This is a genomic window from Variovorax ureilyticus (genome assembly GCF_050632185.1).
GTDB lineage: Bacteria > Pseudomonadota > Gammaproteobacteria > Burkholderiales > Burkholderiaceae_C > Variovorax > Variovorax ureilyticus_A.
Window position 1 is genome coordinate 3,627,393 of the sequence record NZ_CP192579.1, and the last position, 17,208, is coordinate 3,644,600.

The following is a 17,208-nucleotide window of genomic DNA, read 5'->3' on the forward strand; positions in this document are numbered from 1 at the left end:
CGCGGAACCGGCTTCGCCGGGCCACCGGGATTGCCCCCTGCAAGGGGGTGCAGAGCCGCACGCAGTGGACGAGGCTGGGGGTGAGCCCTACGCGCTGGCGAGCTTCAGCAGACGAACGGCGTTGTCCTTGAGGATGCCGGGCATCACCTCAGGCTTGAAGCCCGCTTCCTCGAAGTCCTTCATCCAGCGGTCGGGCGTGATCAGCGGGTAGTCGCTGCCGAAGAGCACCCGGTCCTTGAGCAGCGTGTTCGCGTACTGCACGAGCTGCTTCGGGAAGTACTTGGGACTCCAGCCGGAGAGGTCGATCCACACATTGGGCTTGTGCGTCGCTACGCTCAGCGCCTCGTCCTGCCACGGGAAGCTCGGGTGCGCCATGACGATCTGCATGTCGGGGAAGTCGATGGCGACGTCGTCGAGATGCATCGGGTTGCTGTACTCGAGGCGCAGGCCGCCGCCGCAGCGCATGCCGGAGCCGATGCCGCTGTGGCCGGTGTGGAACACCGCCGGCAAGCCGTATTCGTTGATGACTTCGTAGATCGGCCGGGCCATCCGGTCGTAGGGGTGATAGCCCTGCACCGTCGGATGGAACTTGAATCCCTTGACGCCGTGCTCCTCGATGAGCCGCCGCGCCTCGCGCGCGCCCATCTTCCCCTTATGCGGATCGATGCTGGCGAAGGCGATCATGATGTCCGAGTTCTTCTGCGCCGCCTCGGCGATCTCCTCGTTCGGAATGCGGCGGCGGCCGAGATTCGATTCCGCATCGACCATGAACATCACGAGGCCGATCTTGCGTTCGCGGTAGTAATCGATGCTTTCCTGGATGGTCGGGCGGCGGCTGGATCGGAAGTATTTGTCGGCCGCGCGGTCGTATTCCTCTCCGTAGTTGTCGAAGGGATTCCAGCAGCTCACCTCCGCATGCGTGTGCGTGTCGATGGCAATCAGGTTCTCGTAGTCCATGGCGTTGTCTCCAACGGGTTTTAGGCTTAGGGTAAGTCCTCATGCCGCGGGTTCATACGCGGCTTGAATTGGTTATTTTTCATAACCATAATCGATCGCAACCCGGAATGCAATCATGACCCACACCGATCTTCAGCTCGAAATCCAGGACAACATCGCCATCGTGCGCCTCACCCGCGCCAGCAAGCGCAATGCGCTGTCCGATGCGCTCATCCTCGCGCTGCGCAACACGTTTGAAAACCTGCCGTCCTCGGTGCGCGCGGCAGTCGTCGACGGCGACGGCCCGCATTTCTGCGCCGGGCTCGATCTGTCCGAACTGCAGGAACGCGACGCCGGCCAGGGGCTCCTGCATTCGCGCACCGGCATGCGGCGCTCGACCTCGTGCAGCACGGCCCGGTCCCGGTGATCGCGGCGCTGCACGGCGCGGTGGTCGGCGGCGGCCTGGAGCTCGCCAGCGCCTGCCACATCCGCGTCGCGGACAGCACCACCTTCTACGCACTGCCCGAAGGCTCGCGCGGCATCTTCGTCGGCGGCGGCGGTTCGGTCCGCATTCCCAAGCTGATCGGCGCGGCGCGCATGACCGACATGATGCTCACCGGCCGCGTCTACAGCGCCGAGGAAGGCGAGCGCGCCGGCTTCGCGCAATATCTCGTGGCCGAGGGCACCGCTTTCGACAAGGCCGTCGAACTCGCCAAGCGCGTCGCGACGAATGCGCCGCTGACCAACTACGCACTGATGCACGCGCTGCCGCGCATCGCCGAACAGCCGGCCGACCATGGCTTCTTCACCGAAGCCCTGATGGCCGGCATCGCCCAGAGCGCGCCCGAGGCCAAGGAGCGCGTGCGCGCTTTCCTCGAAGGCAAGGCGAACAAGGTCCAGAAATGAGGCTCACCCCCAGCCTCGCCCACTGCGTGTGGCTCGGGCACACCCTCTCCGGGGGCAATCCCGGCGGCCCGGCGGAGCCGGTTCCGCGGGATTCCTGAAGCTGGCCACAGCGCAATCGAACGAACGAGACAAGCCCCATCATGCAAGCCACCCGCCAACCCACCATCACGCCACGCTACCGTCCGGTGACCTTCGGCGTGCGCCACGTCAACGTGCGCGAAGGCGCCGCCGGCGTACGCTACCTCGAAGCGGCCGAGCCGCTCGGCAGCTACGCCGAGCGCATCACCGACCGCCTGATGCACTGGGCCGAAACCGCGCCCGACCGCAGCTTCATGGCTCGCCGCGAGCAGTTGCCCGACGGCACCACCGGCGAGTGGCAGCACCTCAGCTACGCGAAGGTGCTGCAGGACGCGCGCCGCATCGGCCAGGGACTGCTCAACCGCGGCCTCAACGCCGAGCGGCCGGTGATGATCCTGAGCGAGAACAGCCTCGAACACGCGCAGCTCGCGCTCGCCTGCATCTACGCCGGCATTCCCTATTGCCCGGCATCGCCCGCGTATTCGACCGTCAGCCAGGACTACGAGAAGCTGCGCCACATCTTCAACACGCTGACGCCCGGCCTGGTGTTCGCAAGCGACGCGGCGCGCTTCGGTCGCGCGATCGCTTCGGTCGTGCCCGCCGATGTCGAAGTGGTGCTGCATCGCGAAACGCCCTCGCCCGATCTCGCGGGCCGCGCCATCACCACGTTCCAGAGCCTGCTCGACACCCCCGCCACGCCGGCGGTCGACGCGGCCATGGCCGCCACCGGGCCGGACACGATCACCAAGTTCCTGTTCACCTCGGGCTCGACCAAGATGCCCAAGGCGGTCATCAACACGCAGCGCATGTGGTGCGCCAACCAGGTGCAGATCGCGCAGTCGATGCCCTCGCTCGCCGACGAGCCGCCGGTGCTCGTCGACTGGCTGCCGTGGAACCACACCTTCGGCAGCAACCACAACGTCGGCATCACGATCTACCACGGCGGCACGCTCTACATCGACGACGGCAAGCCGACGCCCGCCGGCATGGCCGAGACCCTGCGCAACCTGCGCGAGATCGCGCCGACCGTTTACTTCAACGTGCCGACCGGCTTCGAGGCCATCGCCAACGCAATGCGGACCGATGCACAGCTGCGCAAGACGCTGCTGTCGCGCGTGCGCATGTTCTTCTACTCCGGCGCGGCCCTCGCGCAGCCGGTGTGGGACCTCCTCCATGAAATCCAGGAAGCCGAGATCGGCGAGCGCATCGTGATGGCGACCGGCCTCGGCATGACCGAATCCGGCCCCTCCGCGATGTTCATCAACAGCCCCGACGTGCGCGCCGGCGATGTCGGCGTGCCCACGCCGGGCATGACGCTCAAGCTCATCGAGGTTGACGGCAAGGTCGAGGTGCGCTACCGCGGCCCCAACGTCACGCCCGGCTACTGGCGCTCGCCGGAAGCCACGCGCGAGGCCTTCGACGAGGAAGGTTTCCTGTGCACCGGCGACGCAGTGAAGTGGATCGACGAGAGCGACGTGCACCGCGGCCTGCGCTTCGACGGCCGCATCGCCGAGGACTTCAAGCTCGCCACCGGCACCTTCGTGAGCGTCGGCCCGTTGCGCGCGAAGATCATCGCCGCCGGTGCGCCCTACGTGCAGGACGTGGTCCTGACCGGCATCAACCTCAAGGAAGTCGGCGCGCTGATCTTCCCGACGCAGGCGATGCGCCAGCTCGCGGGTCTCGCAGCCGACGCGCCGATGCAGGACGTGGTCGAAAGCGCACCGGTGCAGGCGAAGCTCCAGCAGTTGCTGGACACCCTCGCCGCGTCGAGCACCGGCAGCGCCAACCGCATCGCGCGCGCCCACATCGTTTCGGAGCCGCCCTCGATCGACAGGGGCGAAGTGACCGACAAGGGATCGATCAACCAGCGCGCCGTGCTCAAGCACCGCGCCGAGTTGGTGGAAGCCCTGCACACCGACGCGCTGCCTTTCACGTTGAAGCCCGGTAACACCCCAAGGAGACACAAGCCATGAACATCCAAGGACAAGCCGCACTGGTCACCGGCGGCGCATCCGGCCTCGGCGAAGCGACCGCGCGCGAGCTCGCACGGCTCGGCGCCAAGGTCGCCGTACTGGACGTGAACGCCGCGCTCGCGGAGAAGGTCGCGGCCGAGATCGGCGGCATCGCGTGCGTCTGCGACATCACGCAGGCCGACAGCGTCAACGCGGCGCTCGACAAGGCCGAGGCCGCGCACGGCCCCGCGCGCATCCTGATGAACGTCGCCGGCATCGGCAGCGCCAAGCGCATCGTGGGCAAGGACGGCAACGCCGCACCGCTGGAGGACTTCGTGCGCGTGGTCAACGTCAACCTGATCGGCGCCTACAACATCAGCCGCCTGTACGCGGCGCGCTGCGCGAAGCTCGAGCCGCTCGAAGGCGGCGAGCGCGGCGTGATGCTCTTCACCGCATCGGTCGCGGCCTTCGACGGCCAGGTGGGCCAGCAGGCGTACAGCGCCTCGAAGGGCGGCCTGGTCGGCATGACGCTGCCGATGGCACGCGATCTCGCGCAGCACGGCATCCGCGTGTGCACGATCGCGCCGGGACTGTTCGCGACGCCGCTGCTCAAGGAGCTGCCGGAACCCGTCCAGCAGTCGCTTGCCGCATCGATCCCCTTCCCGCCGCGCCTGGGCAAGCCGTCGGAATTCGCCGAGCTGGCCTGCCACATCGTCACCAACGGCCACCTCAACGGCGAGGTGATCCGCCTCGACGGCGCACTGCGCATGGCGCCCCGCTGAACCGAACTTTTGTAGCGACCCAAGGAGACAGTCATCATGAACTTCAAGAAAGCAACCCTCGCCGCCGCGCTCGCGCTCGGCCTTTTCGGCATTGCGCATGCGGACCTCACCGTGGGCGTGGTGCTGCCGCTCACGGGTCCGGCTTCCGGCCTCGGCATTCCGATGAAGAACCAGATCGCGCTGTGGCCCAAGTCCATCGCCGGCGAGAACCTCAAGCTCGTGGTCCTGGACGACGCCACCGACCCGACCACCGGCGTGAAGGACGCGCAGCGCCTCGTGACCGAGGACAAGGTCGACGTGATCATCGGCTCGGCCGCGACGCCGGTCGCGATTCCGATGGCCGACGTGGCGGCCGAATCGGGCACGGTGCAGCTCGCCGCGTCGCCGGCCGCGTTGCCGCCGGGCAAGGACAAGTGGACCTTCCGCCTGCCGCAGTCCAACGACGTGATGGCCTACGCGGTGGTGCAGCACATGAAGAGCCAGAAGGTGAAGACCATCGGCTTCCTCGGCTACACCGACGCGTATGGCGAACTGTGGCTCAAGGCATTGACCGCCGAGGCCGAGAAGAACGGGATGAAGATCGTCGCGGCCGAGCGCTTCGGCCGCGCCGACACCAGCGTCACCGCACAGGTGCTCAAGCTCACATCGGCCAATCCCGATGCGATCCTGATCGTGGCCTCGGGCAGCGGCGCGGGCATGCCCCAGAAGGCGGTGATGGAACGCGGCTACAAGGGCAAGGTCTACCAGACGCACGCCGCCGCGACGCAGGATCTGATGCGCACCGCCGGCAAGGACGCCGAAGGCGCCTTCGTGGTCTCCGGCCCCGCCACCGTCGCCGAACAGTTGCCCGATAGCCACCCGTCGAAGAAGCAGGCGGTCGCCTTCGTCACCGAATACGAGAAGGCCTATGGCCCGAACTCGCGCAACCAGTTCGCCGCCCACAGCGCCGACGCGCTCACCATCCTCGAAAAGGCGGTGCCGATCGCGCTCAAGAAGGCCAAGCCCGGCACGCCGGAATTCCGCGCCGCGCTGCGCGACGCGCTGGAGACCATGGGCCGCACCACGATCGCGCACGGCGTGCTCGAGTGGACGCCGCAGAACCACTGGGGCTACACCAACGAAACCGGCGTGATGCTGAAGGTCGTGGGCGGCCAGTTCAAGGTCGAGCAACCCCAGTAAACGCAGCCAGCGAATCGCGCAGAGCCCCGCCATGGACTTCTCAATTGCCAGCATCCTGACGCTGGACGGACTCACGAACGGGGCGATCTACGCGCTGCTCGGCATGGGCATCGTGCTCGTGTTCACGGTGACCCGCGTCATCTTCATTCCGCAGGGCGAGTTCGTCGCCTATGGCGCGCTCACGCTCGCCATCTTCCAGACCGGCAAGGTGCCCGGCACGGTCTGGCTGCTGCTGATCCTCGCGGGCGTCGCGGCCGCCATGGAGCTCGTCGGCACCTGGCGGCACCGTGGTCGCATCGCGCCGGCGCTCAAGGCGGCCGCGCGCATGTTCGCGCTGCCGGCCATCGTCTGCGCGGTGTCGGCGTGGGCCGCGCCGCGCAACCTGCCGCTGGCGGTGCAGGCGTTTCTCACGCTCTGCATCGTTACCGCCTATGGGCCGCTGGTCTATCGCGTGGCCTACCAGTCGCTGGCGGGAGCGAGTTCGCTGGTGCTGCTGATCGTCTCGGTCGGCGTGCATTTCGCGATGACCGGACTGGGCCTGCTGTTCTTCGGCGCCGAAGGCTTCCGCAACCCGCCGTTCTGGGACGAGCGGTTCTCCGTCGGCCCGCTCAACGTGAACGGGCAGGCGGTCATCATCTTCCTCGCCTCGGCCGCACTGATCGTGATGCTGTGGCTCTACTTCGAGCGCACGCTCTACGGCAGGCGCTGCGCGCAACGGCAGTCAACCGGCTCGGTGCGCGGCTCATGGGTATCTCGACGCAAGCGGCCGGGCAGCTCACCTTCGCGATGGCCGCATTGATCGGCGCGCTGTCGGGCCTGCTGATCGGGCCGACCACGACCATCTTCTACGACTCGGGCTTCCTGATCGGCCTCAAGGGCTTCGTGGCCGGCGTGATCGCGGGGCTCGCGAGCTATCCGGGCGCGCTCGTCGGTGCGCTCGGCGTGGGGGTGATCGAATCCTTCGGCTCGTTCTGGGCCAGCTCGTTCAAGGAAGTGATCGTGTTCACCATCATCCTTCCCGTCTTGCTGTGGCGCTCGCTGCGCAGCGGCCACTCGGATGAGGAGCATTGACATGCAGGCCACGCTGAATCTCCCCGTCGCACAAACGCGCAAGAGCCGGCTGCGCACCTGGGGCCCGCTCGCACTGGTCGTCGTGCTCGCTGCGCTCCTGCTGCTGCCGCTGCCCGATTTCTGGATCATCCAGCTCAACTACATCGGCATCTACACGCTGCCGGTGCTGGGCCTCGTGCTGCTCACCGGCGTGGGCGGCCTCACCTCCTTCGGGCAGGCGGCCTTCGTCGGCATCGGTGCCTACACGACCGCGTACCTGAGCGTGAACTACGGGCTCTCGCCCTGGCTCACGCTGTTCATCGGCCTGGCGCTGACCGGCATCAGCGCCGCGATCATCGGCGGCATCACGCTGCGGATGTCGGGCCACTACCTGCCGCTCGCGACCATCGCGTGGGCGCTGTCGCTCTACTACCTCATGGGCAACCTCGAGGCGCTGGGCAAGTACGACGGCATCCTCGGCGTGAAGGGATTGCAGCTCTTCGGCCTCGACATCGGCCAGCAGCGCGGGTTCTACGCAATCACGTGGGCCTTCGCGCTGCTCGCCGCGTTCGCGGTGATCCGCCTGCTCGATTCGCGCAGCGGTCGTGCCATCCGCGCGCTGGCCGGCGGCTCGCAGATGGCCGAGGCCATGGGCGTGAACACGCTGCGCCACAAGGTCGGCATCTTCGTTCTGGCCGCCATGCTGGCGTCGGTCTCGGGCTGGCTGTTCGCGCACTTCCAGCGGACGGTGAACCCGTCGCCCTTCGGCATCAAGATGGGCATCGAGTACCTCTTCATGACGGTGCTCGGCGGCGCGGCGCATGTGTGGGGCGCGATCGCCGGCGCCGGTGTCGTCAAGCTGCTCGAAGACCAGTTGCAGGTGCTGCTGCCGAAGCTCATCGGCACCAGCGGCAGCTACGAACTCATCGTCTTCGGGATCATGATCGTGCTGGTGCTCAAGTACCTGCCGGACGGGCTCTGGGACTTCATCGACCGGCGCCTGCCGCGCAGGCAACGCGTGGTGGACTGGCAGGACGCGGCGGACCTCCCGGCGCGCACCAAGCCCGCGCAAGGCGAAGTGGTGCTCGACGTGCAAGCGATCCGCAAGACCTTCGGCGGCCTCGTCGCGGTGAACGACATCAGCTTCCAGACGCGCGCGGGCCAGGTGGTCGGCCTGATCGGTCCGAACGGCGCGGGCAAGTCGACGACCTTCAACCTCGTCACCGGCGTGCTGTCGCTGTCGGGCGGCAACGTACGCTTCCGCGGCGAAGCCATCGGCGGGCTGTCATCGCGCGCCATTGCCGAGCGTGGCGTGTCGCGCACCTTCCAGCACGTGAAGATGGTGCCGGACATGACGGTGCTGGAGAACGTCGCACTGGGCGCGCATCTGCGCGGCGGCAAGGGCGCGATCGCCGCGATGCTGCACACCGACCGCGCCGAGGAGCGCCAGCTTTTCCGCGAGGCCGAGCGGCAACTGCAGCGCGTCGGCATGGGCGACTACGTGCACGAGCTCGCGGGCAACCTCGCGATGGGCCAGCAGCGCCTGCTGGAGATCGCACGCGCGCTGTGCGCCGACCCGGCCCTGCTGCTGCTCGACGAACCCGCCGCCGGCCTGCGGCACAAGGAAAAGCAGGCGCTGGCCGACGTGCTGCGCACGCTGCGCAACGAAGGCATGAGCATCCTGCTGGTCGAGCACGACATGGACCTCGTGATGGACATCTGCGACCACATCGTGGTGATGGAGTTCGGCACGCACCTGATGGAAGGCACGCCGGCCGAAGTGCAGGAAAGCCCCAAAGTGCGCGCGGCGTATCTCGGAACGGAACACTGACATGACCACGCCTCTCCTCCGAATCCGCAACCTGCGCGCCGGCTACGGCCGCGCCGAGGTGCTGCACGGCATCGACCTCGAAGCCGGCCAGGGCAGCGTCGTGACCGTGATCGGCCCCAACGGCGCGGGCAAGTCCACGCTGCTCAATGCGTTGATGGGCGTGCTGCCGTCCAAGGGCGTGATCGAGTTCCGCGGCCAGCCGATCGATGGCCTCTCGCTCGAAGAGCGCGTGATGCTCGGCATCGCGCTGGTGCCCGAGAAGCGCGAGCTCTTCGGCACGATGCCGGTGGAAGACAACCTCGTGCTCGGCGGCTTTCGCCAGGTGCGCCTTGGCAACCGGCAGTGGCGCGAACGCATCGACGAGGTCTACACGATCTTCCCGCGCCTCAAGGAACGCCGGACGCAACTCGCGGGCACGCTCTCGGGCGGTGAACGGCAGATGCTCGCGGTCGGCCGCGCGCTGATGTCCCGGCCTTCGCTGCTGATGCTCGACGAGCCGAGCCTCGGGCTCGCGCCGCTGGTGGTGCAGGAGATCTTCCGCACGGTAAGCGCGCTGCGCCAGACCGGCGTGACGATCCTGCTCGTCGAGCAGAACGCGCGCGCGGCGCTCGAAGTCGCCGACCACGGCTATGTGCTGGAGATGGGCAGCGTGAGTGTCGAGGGCGAAGCACGCCAGCTTGCCAGCGACTCGCGCGTGATCGATACCTACCTGGGCGCCAAGCGCCGCTGAGACGACAACAAGGCGAATCGTCGCCGGGAGACGCAAAGATGAACGCACGGATGAAGCTGCCTCTGTGGACCACAGCATTGGGCTCTGCCGCCCTGATCGCTGCATGTGCGGGCACGGGGGCTCGCCGCCGAAGCTCGGCGCTGCGCGGCCCGGCGCGCTGCAGTCCTGCAATGACCTTGCGAGCAAGGCCGCGCTTCCGGGCACGGTCTACACACAGGTCTCATCGGTCGCGGCGGGCACGATCACCGTCGGCAACGCAAGCGTTCCGGTTCCGGCGCACTGCCTCGTGCAAGGCCACATGAACGAACGCACGAGCACCGTCGACGGCAACCGCTACGCGATCGGCTTCGAGATGCGCCTTCCGCTCGCATGGAACGGCCGCTTCTTCTATCAGGCCAATGGCGGGCTCGATGGCGTCGTGATCCCGGCAACGGGTGTGATCGGCGGCGGCGGCCCGGCGACGACTGCGCTGCAGATGGGCTTCGCGGTCATCAGCTCCGATGCGGGCCATGCGGGTTCGCTCGGCCCGCGCTTCGGCATCGATCCGCAGGCGCGCCTGGACTACGGCTACAACGCGGTCGCGCAGCTCACGCCGATGGCGAAGAACCTCATCACGCAGGCCTACGGACGCGGCCCCGACCGGTCGTACATCGGCGGCTGCTCCAACGGCGGGCGGCATGCGATGGTCGCGGCGGCGCGGACACCGAACCAGTACGACGGCGTCCTCGCCGGCGACCCCGGGTACAACCTGCCGCGCGCCGCGGTGGCGCAGCTCTATGGCGCGCAGCAATACGCCAAGGTCGCCAGCGCAAGGAACGCGGCCGGCCAACCCGATCTGCAGAGCGCCTTCACACCCGCCGAGATGAAGCTGGTCGCCGACCGCGTGCTCGCGCGCTGCGATGCGCTCGACGGGCTTGCAGACGGCATCGTTGCCGACGTGAAGGCCTGCCAGACCCGCTTCCCACCTCGACACCGACGTTTCGACCTGCACCGGTGCGCGCGACGGCCAATGCCTCACGTCGCAGCAGAAGACGGCCCTCGGCAATGTGTTCACCGGCGCGCGCAACAGTGCCGGCAAGCCGATCTACAACAGCTTTCCGTTCGATTCGGGCGTGACCGGCAGCAACTGGCGCGACTGGAAGTTCGCGAGCCCGCCGACGCGCGATGCGGGCGCGGTCGGCTTCATCTTCACGACGCTGCCGCTCTCGAACCGTCCCGGCGGACTGCCGTTCGCGCTCGGCTTCGACATGGACAAGGACGCGCCGCTGATCGATGCGGCGAGCGGCATCTACCGCGAATCGGCGATGTCGTTCATGTCGCCCCCGATGCATCGAACCTGTCCACGCTGCGCGACCGCGGCGCCAAGATGATCGTCTACCACGGCACGAGCGACCCGGTGTTCTCGTCCGACGACACCGCGGCCTGGTACGAGCGGCTGCAGGGCGCGAACGGCGGCGATGCCTCGGCCTTCGCACGCTACTTCCCGGTGCCGGGCATGAACCACTGCGCCGGCGGTCCGGCCACCGACCAGTTCGACATGCTCACCGCGCTGGTGAACTGGGTCGAGCAGGGCCGAGCCCCCGAGCGCGTGATCGCCTCCGCGCGCGGCGCCGGCGCGTCGGCGGTCAATACCGAGGTGCCGGCCGACTGGTCGCCGCGCCGCACGCGGCCGCTGTGCCCCTATCCGCAGGTCGCGGTCTACACCGGCGGCGATACGGAGTCCGCAGCGAGCTTCGCCTGCCGCACCCGCACGCCTTGAAGTCATTGCCATGAGACGCCGGGCCGCCCCAAGGCGAATACCGCAGCGCTGCTGCGCGGAGGTTACCCAATGAACTACCAACCTCGCCCCGAAGACGTGGGCTTCATCCTCAATGCGGTGCTGGGCACCGTGCCCCGCCTGCGCGCCCTGCCCGCCTTTGCCGAGTTCGACGAGGACCTGCAAAGCCAGGTGCTCGAGGAAGCCGGCAAGTTCGTCGCCGAAGTCATCGCGCCGATCAACCGCGACGGCGACGAAATCGGCTGCCGGCTGGTCGACGGCAAGGTGATCACGCCACCGGGCTTTCGCGATGCGTACCGCGCCTTCGTCGATGGCGGATGGCCGGCGCTCTCGGCCGCGACGCAGGACGGTGGGCAGGGTCTGCCTTCGGTGCTCGAAGCCGTGCTCTACGAGTGGCTCAGCGCCGCGAACCATGGCTTGACGATGGCGCCCGGCCTGCTGCACGGTGCCTACGAGTGCATCCGCCACCACGGCAGCGACGAGCTCAAGCAGCGCTACCTGGCGAAGATCGCCACCGGCGAATGGCTCGCGACGATGTGCCTCACCGAGGCCCACGCGGGCAGCGATCTCGGGCAGGTGCGCACACGCGCCGTGGCGCAACCCGACAGCAGCTTCCGCGTCTCGGGCGGCAAGATCTTCATTTCCGGCGGCGAACACGACCTGAGCGACAACATCGTCCACCTCGTGCTGTGTCGCCTCCCGGATGCGCCTGCGGGCCCCAAGGGCCTCTCGCTGGTGCTCGTGCCCAAGGTGCTGCCCGATGGCTCACGCAACGCGGTGCATTGCGAGCGCATCGAGGAGAAGATGGGCCTGCACGGCAGCTCGACCTGCGTGATGCGCTTCGACGACGCGACCGGCTGGCTCATCGGCGAGCCGAACCGCGGGCTCGCTGCGATGTTCGTGATGATGAACGCCGCGCGCCTGCACGTCGCCCTGCAGGGCATCGGCCTGCTCGATGCAGCCCGGCAAAAGGCCGATGCCTATGCGCACGAACGCCGCCAGATGCGTGCGCCGGGTCCGGCCCCCGCGAGCCGCGGCGGCGAAGCGGCCGACCTCGTGGTGGAGCACCCGGCGATCCGGCGCATCATCGACACGCAGCGCGCATGGATCGACGGTGCGCGCGCCATTGCCTACCGCACCGCGGTGCAACTCGACGTCGCGCGCCATGACGAAGACGACAAGGCGCGCGAACTCGCGCAGCGCTGGTGCGCGCTGGTCACGCCGGTCATCAAGGCCGCATGCACGCAGCAGGCCTTCACGGGCGCGAGCGAATGCCTGCAGGTGTTCGGCGGCCACGGCTACGTGCGCGAGTGGGGCATCGAACAGGTGGTGCGCGATTCGCGCGTGACCATGATCTACGAGGGCACCAACGAGATCCAGGCCATCGACCTGCTGGTGCGCAAGGTGCTCGCCGACGGCGGCGCCGGCATGTCGGGCCTGCTGGTCGAACTGCGCGACGAGCTCGATGCCTCGCGCGAGATCGATGCCGACGTGCAGCGGCGGCTCGCGCAACTGCGCTATCTCACGACCACCGTCGCCATGGCGGCGCAGAAGGACGTGCAACTGCCTTACGAGGTGGCCGACGACTACCTGCGCGTGGTGATGCTGGCCTTCATGGCCTGGGCCTGGGCCCGGCTGGAGCAGGCAGCACCGGGCGACGCCCGCTGGGCCGCACCGGCCGCCGCTTTCCGGCGCTGGGTGCTGCCGGAATTCGAGATGCGGCTCGGCATCGTCAAGCGTGCCTGCGAGGCGGTGACGCTGCCGGCCGCCGATTGAGCTGCTCCGGAAATCGCCCGCAAGCGCCCCGAAGGCAGTTACCCTCGCAGCCATGGCAGCCCCCCGCAAGAAGACAACGCCCGTCGTCCCCCATGCACAGGCCTCTCGGTCCGATCGTCTGGATACCCGCGTGCTAGAGACCTTCGTCGGCTACAACGCACGTCGGGCGTGGCTCGTGGTGACCCAGGTGTTCGCCGAACGCATGGCCGCCTACGGGCTCAAGCAGGCGGACTTCTCGGTGCTGTCGCTGCTCGCGCACAACCCCGGCGCGACCTCGCGCCAGCTTTGCGCCACGCTCGACATCCTGCCGCCCAATCTCGTGAGCCTGATCGCCGCGATGGACAGCCGGGGACTGATCGAGCGCCGCCCGCATCCGCACGACGGGCGCGCGATCGGCCTGCATCTCACGCCGGCCGGCGAAGAACTGATCCGTGAGGCGGAGCGCACCGTGACGCAGCTTGAAGCCGATGCGAGTGCTCGGCTCACGGCGCGCGAGCGCGAGACGCTCATCCGTCTGCTGCAGAAGGTCTACCTGCCGCCGTCCTCGCGTGCGGGAAGCGGCAGCTAGAAGCGCTCCGTCATGCGCAGCACTTCATGCGCGGCCTCGGCGACGCGCGCGGGGTTCGGGTAGTAGAGCTCGCCATTGAAGTCGTGGCGCGCGTAGGCAGAACGCGCCGCGTCGTAGCGCTTGCGCGCCGACCGCATCGCCGGCTTGCGCCAGCTGGGCTGCATCGCCTCCAGCTGCGCCCAGTGCGCCGGCGACAAGGTCGGGCAGTCCGGCACCGGCGCGGCGCTCTCGCGCATCAGGAGCTCGCGGGCCTCGCGCGTGATCGGATCGACCACACGCGCCTTGTCGCGAAAGTAGGCGAGGAGATTGGACAGGAAAGTCGCACCGAACAGGCTCAGCAACGCCAAGCCAATACCGAAATCAATCGTGCTCACCAGAACTTCCCACCAGGGCGTCTTGCGCAAATACATCGAGGAAGCGGCCGGCGGCAGGGTCTGCAGGCCGGTATCGCGAATGCGGCGGCGTTGCTCCGCCTCGAGCGCCTGCGCCATGCGATGCGCAAGCTGATCGCCCTGCATCGCGCGGATACGCCACTCCGACGCGAGGTTCTGAAGCTCATCGTCATTGAGATTGGCGGGTGTCGTCGACGGGGCGGACATGCCGAAATTCTGCCCACACGCCGACTTCACGACAATCGTAGATATTTGCATTACATCGCCGACCTGTCACGCGATGAAGCCATCCCATGTGAGCTTGATGCCGGTCAGCAGCATGCCGAGGTAGACGAACCGGTAGAACCAGGCGGCATCGATGCGGCGCGCAATGCGAACGCCCACCCACACGCCCAGAGGGGCGATCGGGAGCAGCACCAGCGAGGTGGCGAGATTGCGCCAGTCCAGCAGGCCCAGCCACGCATACGGCACCCACTTGCTGAGATTCACGACGAAGAAGAAATAGGCCATCGTGGCGGTGTAGGCCAGCGGCGACAGACGCAGCGGGAGGACGTAGGCGGTCACCGGCGGCCCCCGCGTGCGCGATGAAACTCGTGAAGCCGCTGATGGTGGTCAGCAACACGCCGGTGGTCTTCGACGGCAGGGGCGAGTCCGCCTTCGCGGGGAACAGCAGCCGCTGTGCAAGGAAGATCAGCGTGAACACCCCGACGATGCCCGCGACGGTGGACGCGGGAAGCGCCTTGAAGAGCACGGTGCCGACCAAGGTGCCGAGCAGCCCGCACGGAATCAGGAACCCAAGCAGCCGCTTGTCGAAGTCGCGCCGGAAGGCGGCGAGCCCCAGCAGGTCCATGAGCAGCAGCACCGGCATGAGGATCGCGGCCGCCTGCGGAACGGTCACGGCCAGCGCCATGAGCGGAACCGCGAGGGAGCCGAAGCCGGCGCCAAAGCCGCTCTTGCTGACCCCGAGCAGCAGCACGGCAGGAATGGCAACCGCATAGAAATGCGGATCGGTGATGACGGGAAGGCTCAAGATGAGGACGGCCGGCAACGCGGCAGAGAGAGCGCGCGAAGGCTACATTCTCCACTCATGGAGACCTTCGACGCCGGGCGGAGCCGCGCCCACCTCGCCTTCGACCGGCTCGTGCCTGCATTGCGCGAGGCGTTCGCGGGAGACACCTCGGCGCCGCCGCGCCATGTGCACGCCGTCACATGCGGCGATGACCGCGGCACCGTGCTGATCATGCCGGCGTGGAGCGAGGCCGGCTTCCTCGGCATCAAGACGATCAACATCTTTCCAGGCAACAGTGCGCGCGGACTGCCCGGGCTGCACGCAACCTATGTGCTGTACGACGCGCGCACCGGCGTTCCGCTGGCGCAGATGGACGGCAACGAGATCACGGCGCACCGCACTGCCGCGGCATCGGCGCTGGGCGCCTCGTATCTCGCGCGGGAGGATGCATCGACGCTGCTGGTGCTCGGCAGCGGCCGCGTCGCGCGCCTGCTGCCGGCGGCCCATGCGATCGCACGACCGATCCGCAAGCTGCGCGTCTGGAATCACCGGCCCGAGGGCGCGCGCTCGCTGGCTGCCGAATGGCGACGGGCGGGCTGGGATGCCGACGCAGTCGACGACTTGCCGGCCGCGGTGCACGCTGCCGACATCGTGAGCTGCGCAACGCTCGCGACCGCGCCGCTGGTCCGCGGGGAATGGCTTGCGCCCGGCTCGCACCTCGACCTGATCGGCAGCTTCACACCCGCGATGAAAGAGGCCGCCCCTCCTGCTTCGCCGATGCGCGCGTCTTCGTCGATACCGATGAAGCGCCCGTCAAGGCCGGTGATCTGCTCGACGCATTCGCCGCGAAGACGCTCGCGCCGCACGGCATCCAGGCCACGCTCGCGCAACTCTGTCGAGGCGAGAAGCCCGGGAGGCTTTCGGCACCGGAGCGCACCGTGTTCAAGGCCGTCGGCAGCGCGCTCGAAGACCTCGCCGCGGCGACGCTGGTGTGGACCGGCGCCGCGCGCGAAGGAATCAGACGCGCTCGAGAATGACGGCGATGCCCTGGCCCACGCCGATGCACATCGTGCACAGCGCATAGCGGCCGCCGCCCTTGTGCAGCTGGTTGATCGCGGTGGTGGCCAGACGCGCACCACTGGCGCCCAGCGGATGGCCGAGCGCGATCGCGCCGCCGTTGATGTTGACGCGCGCGTCGTCGTCCTTGAGGCCCAGCAGGCGCAGAACGGCCAGACCTTGCGCGGCGAAGGCTTCGTTCAGTTCGATCACGTCGATCTGGTCGAGCTTGAGGCCGGTCAGCGCGAGCACCTTCTGCGTTGCCGGCGCGGGGCCGATGCCCATGATGCGCGGCGCCACGCCGGCGGTCGCCATGCCGATCACGCGGGCCCGCGGCGTCAGGCCGTGCTTCGCGGCGCTGGCTTCGTCGGCGAGCAGCAGCGCGCAGGCGCCGTCGTTCACGCCGCTGGCATTGCCGGCCGTCACGGTGCCATCGGGGCGCACCACGCCCTTGAGCTTGGCGAGGGCTTCGAGGCTGGTGTCGCGCGGATGCTCGTCCTTGGAGACGATGATCGGATCGCCCTTCTTCTGTGCCACGCTCACGGGCACGATCTCGGCATCGAAGAAGCCGGACTTCTGCGCAGCGACGGCGCGCTGCTGCGAAGCCAGCGCCATCTTGTCCTGCGCCTCGCGCTCTACATGAAAGTCGATCGCGACGTTCTCGGCCGTCTCGGGCATCGAATCGACACCGTACTGCGCCTTCATCAGCTTGTTGACGAAGCGCCAGCCGATGGTGGTGTCGTACACCGCGTTCGAGCGGCTGAAGGCGCTCTCGGCCTTGGGCATCACGAAGGGCGCACGGCTCATGCTTTCGACGCCGCCCGCGATCATCAGGCCGGCTTCGCCCGCCTTGATCGCACGCGCGGCAGTGCCGACCGCATCGAGCCCCGAGCCGCAGAGGCGGTTGATCGTGCCGCCGCCCACTTCGATCGGCAGGCCGGCGAGCAGACCGGCCATGCGGGCCACGTTTCGGTTGTCTTCGCCGGCCTGGTTGGCGCAGCCGTAGAGCACGTCGGCGACGGCTTGCCAGTCGACGCTCTTGTTGCGCTCCATGAGGGCCTTGATCGGCACCGCGGCGAGGTCGTCGGCGCGAACGCTCGAGAGCGCGCCGCCGTAGCGGCCGAAGGGCGTGCGGATGGCGTCGCAGATGAAGGCTTCGTGGGTCATGATGTGTGTCTCTCTCGAG

10 protein-coding genes and 5 pseudogenes are annotated in these 17,208 nt (G+C 68.1%); 11 read left to right on the plus strand and 4 right to left on the minus strand.

From position 1 onward, the window contains the following. Nucleotides 1–87 precede the first annotated feature (87 nt). Nucleotides 88–957, minus strand: coding sequence for an amidohydrolase family protein (locus ACQ858_RS17905; protein ID WP_431273959.1), 870 nt, complete (start codon nt 955–957; stop codon nt 88–90). A 115-nt stretch (nt 958–1,072) separates the two neighbouring features. Here ACQ858_RS17905 and ACQ858_RS17910 point away from each other — a divergent pair. The 10 genes and pseudogenes from ACQ858_RS17910 to ACQ858_RS17955 all read left to right on the plus strand — a co-directional run bounded on the left by ACQ858_RS17910 (nt 1,073) and on the right by ACQ858_RS17955 (nt 13,565). Then, nucleotides 1,073–1,842, plus strand: a pseudogene (locus ACQ858_RS17910) (crotonase/enoyl-CoA hydratase family protein). Between the two features lie 140 nt (nt 1,843–1,982). Next, nucleotides 1,983–3,893 carry a feruloyl-CoA synthase gene (locus ACQ858_RS17915; RefSeq protein WP_431273960.1) on the plus strand — a complete coding sequence of 637 codons (1,911 nt, stop codon included), beginning with the start codon at nt 1,983–1,985 and terminating at the stop codon, nt 3,891–3,893. Beyond that, nucleotides 3,890–4,654, plus strand: a complete 765-nt coding sequence (locus tag ACQ858_RS17920; protein WP_431273961.1) for an SDR family NAD(P)-dependent oxidoreductase — start codon at nt 3,890–3,892, stop codon at nt 4,652–4,654. Before ACQ858_RS17915 ends, ACQ858_RS17920 begins: the two co-directional genes overlap by 4 nt. Before the next feature lie 36 nt (nt 4,655–4,690). Continuing rightward, nucleotides 4,691–5,833, plus strand: a complete 1,143-nt coding sequence (locus ACQ858_RS17925; RefSeq protein WP_431273962.1) for an ABC transporter substrate-binding protein — start codon at nt 4,691–4,693, stop codon at nt 5,831–5,833. A gap of 31 nt (nt 5,834–5,864) precedes the next feature. Beyond that, a pseudogene (locus tag ACQ858_RS17930) lies at nt 5,865–6,904 on the plus strand (branched-chain amino acid ABC transporter permease). Between the two features lies 1 nt (nt 6,905). Then, on the plus strand, nt 6,906–8,714 hold the full coding sequence (locus tag ACQ858_RS17935) for an ABC transporter permease subunit (protein ID WP_431273963.1): 1,809 nt from the start codon (nt 6,906–6,908) through the stop codon (nt 8,712–8,714). Nucleotide 8,715: 1 nt separating this feature from the next. Next, nucleotides 8,716–9,444, plus strand: coding sequence for an ABC transporter ATP-binding protein (locus ACQ858_RS17940; protein ID WP_431273964.1), 729 nt, complete (start codon nt 8,716–8,718; stop codon nt 9,442–9,444). A 38-nt stretch (nt 9,445–9,482) separates the two neighbouring features. Beyond that, nucleotides 9,483–11,203, plus strand: a pseudogene (locus tag ACQ858_RS17945) (tannase/feruloyl esterase family alpha/beta hydrolase). A 69-nt stretch (nt 11,204–11,272) separates the two neighbouring features. Further along, nucleotides 11,273–12,997: an acyl-CoA dehydrogenase family protein gene (locus ACQ858_RS17950; protein WP_431273965.1), complete on the plus strand. Its 1,725-nt coding sequence runs from the start codon at nt 11,273–11,275 to the stop codon at nt 12,995–12,997. Nucleotides 12,998–13,049: 52 nt separating this feature from the next. After that, on the plus strand, nt 13,050–13,565 hold the full coding sequence (locus tag ACQ858_RS17955; RefSeq protein ID WP_431273966.1) for a MarR family winged helix-turn-helix transcriptional regulator: 516 nt from the start codon (nt 13,050–13,052) through the stop codon (nt 13,563–13,565). Here ACQ858_RS17955 and ACQ858_RS17960 read toward each other — a convergent pair. Then, complete coding sequence (locus ACQ858_RS17960; protein WP_431273967.1) at nt 13,562–14,164, minus strand: hypothetical protein; 603 nt, start codon at nt 14,162–14,164, stop codon at nt 13,562–13,564. The two genes, ACQ858_RS17955 and ACQ858_RS17960, sit on opposite strands and share 4 nt — an antisense overlap. 66 nt (nt 14,165–14,230) lie before the next feature. Beyond that, nucleotides 14,231–14,987, minus strand: a pseudogene (locus ACQ858_RS17965) (sulfite exporter TauE/SafE family protein). Between the two features lie 57 nt (nt 14,988–15,044). On the opposite strand from ACQ858_RS17965, the pseudogene ACQ858_RS17970 reads away from it, so the two are divergent. After that, nucleotides 15,045–16,003 (plus strand): annotated as a pseudogene (locus ACQ858_RS17970) (ornithine cyclodeaminase family protein). On the opposite strand, the gene pcaF reads toward ACQ858_RS17970, so the two are convergent. Continuing rightward, on the minus strand, nt 15,984–17,189 hold the full coding sequence (gene pcaF, locus ACQ858_RS17975; protein WP_431273968.1) for a 3-oxoadipyl-CoA thiolase: 1,206 nt from the start codon (nt 17,187–17,189) through the stop codon (nt 15,984–15,986). The pseudogene ACQ858_RS17970 and the gene pcaF sit on opposite strands and share 20 nt — an antisense overlap. Between the last annotated feature and the right edge of the window lie 19 nt (nt 17,190–17,208).